Genomic DNA, 3,906 nt, shown 5'->3' on the forward strand with positions numbered 1-3,906 from the left:
GCTCAAAGGAACCGCTGCCGATACGTACGGATCGCGAGGCGTCGCGGCGTGCGGCAACCGGCGCGACGCATCCGCCTGTGCACCGCGCGGCCGTGGCGCCGGCGTCGCGGCCGCCGCCCATCTCCTGCGCGGCCCCGCCATGCGCTAGGCTGCGTGTCGGTCATCGAGCCCGCGGGTCCATGCAGCAGGGAATCATCGTCTATCGCGCCAGCCGGCTGGAGGCGCTGCTGCCGCCGCTGCTGAGCCTGATGGATGCGGCGCCGCCGGCGCACGCGCTGCAGCCGTTCGACGTGATCGCCGCGCATCCGGGCATACGCCAGTGGCTGGCGCGCGCGATCGCGCGCCGGCGCGGCTCCGGCGGCATCGCCGCGAACCTGTCGATCGAGCTGCCGAGCGCCTGGCTCGACCGGCTCGCCCAGCGCCTGCTCGGCGAATCCGTCGTCGCGCTGCGGCCGTACCGGCGCGAAGCGCTGCGCTGGCGCATCCACGAGCTGCTCGCCGGGATCGACGATCCCGCCGTACGCCGCTATCTGCACGGCCTGGATGCGCCGCGCCGGCGTTTCCAGCTCGCCGACCGCCTCGCCGCGCTCTACACGCGCTATCTGGTCTACCGGCCCGACTGGCTCCAGGCCTGGAGCGCCGGCCGCGACGACGTGCCGGCGCCGACGTTCCTCGCGCCGCTCTGGCGCCGCCTGCGCGCGCAGATCGACCAGCCGCATCGCGGCGAGCGCCTGACCGCGCTGCTGCGCGCGCTGGACACGGCCCCGCCCGGCGCGGTCTCCGACGAACCGCTGCACGTGTTCGGCATCAGCCATCTCGCGCCGACCGAGTTCGCGACCCTGCGCGCGGTCGCGCGGCGCCGGCCGGTCGTGCTCTACGTGCCCGATCCGTGCCGCGAATACTGGGCCGGCCTCAAGCCCGAGCGCGCGCATCTGGCCGAGCTCGCGAAACTCGGCGCGTTCTCCGAGGCTTCGGAGCAGCAGTTCCTGAGCCTGAGCCATCCGCTGCTTGCGAGCTGGGGCCGGCTCGGCCAGCATTTCATGCTCGCGCTGGCCGGCGCCGACGACGTCGCGGTCGACATCCGCCACAGCGAGGACGAGAAACCCGCGACGGCGACGGATCGCCTCGCACGGCTGCAGGACAGCATCCGCCAGCTCGACACCGCGCTGCTCGCGCCGGCGGATGCCGACCCGGTCCGCGAGCTCGACGACCGCAGCCTGCGCGTGCATGCCTGCCATACGCGGCTGCGCGAGCTCGAAGTGCTGCGCGACGCGCTGCTGCGCGAGCGCGAGGCGCGGCCGGACCTGCGGCCTTCCGACATCGTCGTGATGGCGCCGGACATCCAGGCCTACGTGCCGCTGCTGCCGGCCGTGTTCGGCGAGCCCGGCCGCGCGAACAACCCGCTGCCGTATCACCTGGCCGACGTGCCCGTGCTGCGCAGCCATCCGCTGCTGCTCGCGTTCACGACATTGCTCGACCTGCCGCAGACCCGCATCAGCGCGGCGCAGGTGCTGGACCTGCTGGCCGTCCAGGAGATCGCGCGCGCGCTCGGCCTCGACGCGGCCGGCGTCGAACGCCTCGCGGACTGGATCGCGCGCAGCCGCGTGGCCTGGGCGCTCGATCCGGAATTCCGCCGCCGCTTCGGCGTGCCGGCCATCCCCGAACACACCTTCGCCTGGGGCATGGACCGGCTGCTCGCCGGCTATCTACTCGGCACCGACGAAGACGACGAAGCGCAGGCGCTGACCTTGCCCGACGGCGACGTGCTCGTGCCGGTCGAAGGCGTGCACGGCGTGCAGGCCGAGGCGCTCGGCGCGCTGGACCGGCTGCTGCAGGTGCTGGCCGAGTTCTGCCGCGACACGCAGCAGCGCCGCCGGCTGAGCGCCTGGGCGCAGCGCTGCGATGCGCTGATCGACACGCTGTTCCGCGCCGACTACGCCGATGCGCCGGCAACCGCGGCCCTCGCCGAGCTGCGCCGCATCGTGCTGGACCTGCAGAACGAGGTCGACGACGCGCACGTCGACCCGCTCGTCGAATTCGACGTCGTGCGCGACGTGCTGCGGGAACGCCTGACCGCGCTGTCGGACCGGCAGCGCTTCCTCGTCGGCGGCATGACGGTCTGCGGCATGGTGCCGCAGCGCGCGATTCCGTTCCGCGTCGTGGCCGTGCTCGGTCTCGACGACGGCGAGTTCCCGCGCGCGGGTTCCGACGCGGGGCTGGATCTCATGGCCGCGCATCGCCGCCTCGGCGACCGCGACGTGCGCAGCGACGACCGCTACCTGTTCCTCGAAACCGTCATGGCCGCGCGAGAGACCCTGCATCTGAGCTACGTCGGCGAAGGCGTGCGCGACGGCAAGCCGCGCACGCCGGCCGCGCCGCTGGCCGAACTGCTCGCCGTGCTGGATCAGGTCCACGGCCTGCGCGGCCGCGACGAGAACGACGCGCCGCGGCCGTGGCTGGTACGTCATCCGCTGCAGCCGTTCGACGCGCGCTATTTCGACGGCGCCGACCCGCGCCTGTATTCCTATCGCGCAGACCTGATCGCGCTGCTGCGCGAGCGCGGCAGCGCGGCGCCGGCCTTCCTCGACGGGGCGTTGCCGCCGGCCGACGCGCCGCCGGCGGTCGGGCTGGCCAATCTGCTCGACTACTGGCGCCGGCCCGCGCAGCACCTGCTGCGCCAGTACGGCCTGCGCCTGGACGCGCTCGAGCCCGAGCGGCTCGCCGACAGCGAGCCGCTGGACCCGCAGTTCGGGCGGCTGGACCGCGTCGCCCAGCGCCTGTTCTTCGACGCCGCCGCGGCCGGCCGCACGGACTTGCCCGATGCACCGCCGGACTGGCTGCGCTACGGCGGACTCTGGCCGCCGGTGCGCGCCGGCGAGCGCGCCTGGTGGCGCCAGCACGAAGAGGTGTCCGCGCTGCTGGCCGAAGCCGACGCCGACGGCCTGTTCGCGGCCGGCGCGCTGCGGCGCCTGCCGCTCGCGATCGACCTCGAGCTCGGCGGCCGGCGCCTGCAGGGCGAACTCGCGCGCGCCTGGCGCAGCGGCGGCATGGACTGGATCTTCGATCTGCCGCGGCGCCGCGAGAGCGAACTGGACTTCGGCGCGCGCCTCGTGCTGTTCCTCGAATGGGCGCTGCTGCAGCTCGCGCAGTGGGACGCGCCGCGGCCGCTGCGCCTGTTGCTGCCGGGCAGCGGCGACAAGCGGCCCTGGCAGGCCTCGCTCGACGCCTGGAGCAGGGCGTCCCTTGCCGTGCGCCACGATGCGCCGCGCTACGCCGCGCGCCGCGCCGAGCTCGAACGCCGCGTCGCCGCGCTGGTGCAGCTGTATCTCGGCGCGCTGCGCGAACCGCTGTGGTACTTCCCGCGCACGAGCTGGGCTGCGGCGACGAGCGACACGAGCGAGGCGCGCGTCCTGCACGTCTGGCACGGCGGCGACCGCCAGACCGGCGAACGCGACCACACGCCCGGCTATGCGCGGCTGTTCGCGAGCGGCGCGGCGTTCGATCCCGGCACGCCGGCCTTCGACGCGCTCGTCGCGACGGCGCAGCGGCTGCGCGCGCTGATCGAGTTCGACGACGGAGGTGCCGCGTGAGCGCGCGCCGCATCGCGAACTGGCGTGCGCTGGACCTGACCGGCGCCGGCCGCAGCCTGATCGAGGCGAGCGCGGGCACCGGCAAGACCTGGACGATCGCCGTGCTCTACCTGCGCCTGCTGCTCGAAGGCGAGGCGCCGCGCACGCCGCGGCAGATCGTCGTCGGCACGTTCACCGACGCGGCCGCGCAGGAGCTGCGCGACCGGCTGCGCGCGCGCCTGCTCTGGGCCGAGGCCGCGGCCGAACGCGCAGCCGCGGGAGAACCGGCCGAGGCCGGCGGCGAAGACGCCGACTGGCTGGCCGCGCGCTGGCGCGC

At 74.7% G+C, this 3,906-nt stretch carries 2 protein-coding genes; both read left to right on the forward strand.

The annotated features are described in order from the left end of the window. Window positions 1-179 precede the first annotated feature (179 nt). Window positions 180-3,590 carry an exodeoxyribonuclease V subunit gamma gene (gene recC, locus NON22_RS21380; protein ID WP_257389016.1) on the forward strand — a complete coding sequence of 1,137 codons (3,411 nt, stop codon included), beginning with the start codon at window positions 180-182 and terminating at the stop codon, window positions 3,588-3,590. Then, window positions 3,587-3,906, forward strand: a 320-nt coding sequence (locus NON22_RS21385) for a UvrD-helicase domain-containing protein (RefSeq protein ID WP_257389017.1), incomplete at its 3' end; no start/stop codon positions are given. The genes recC and NON22_RS21385, both read left to right, overlap by 4 nt.

Origin of the sequence: Tahibacter caeni (genome assembly GCF_024609805.1) — a bacterium.
Lineage (GTDB): Bacteria > Pseudomonadota > Gammaproteobacteria > Xanthomonadales > Rhodanobacteraceae > Tahibacter > Tahibacter caeni.

Coding starts and splice junctions, on each gene's coding strand:
- recC (WP_257389016.1), top strand. CDS start 180: ATGCAGCAGGGAATCATCGTCTATCGCGCCAGCCGGCTGGAGGCGCTG.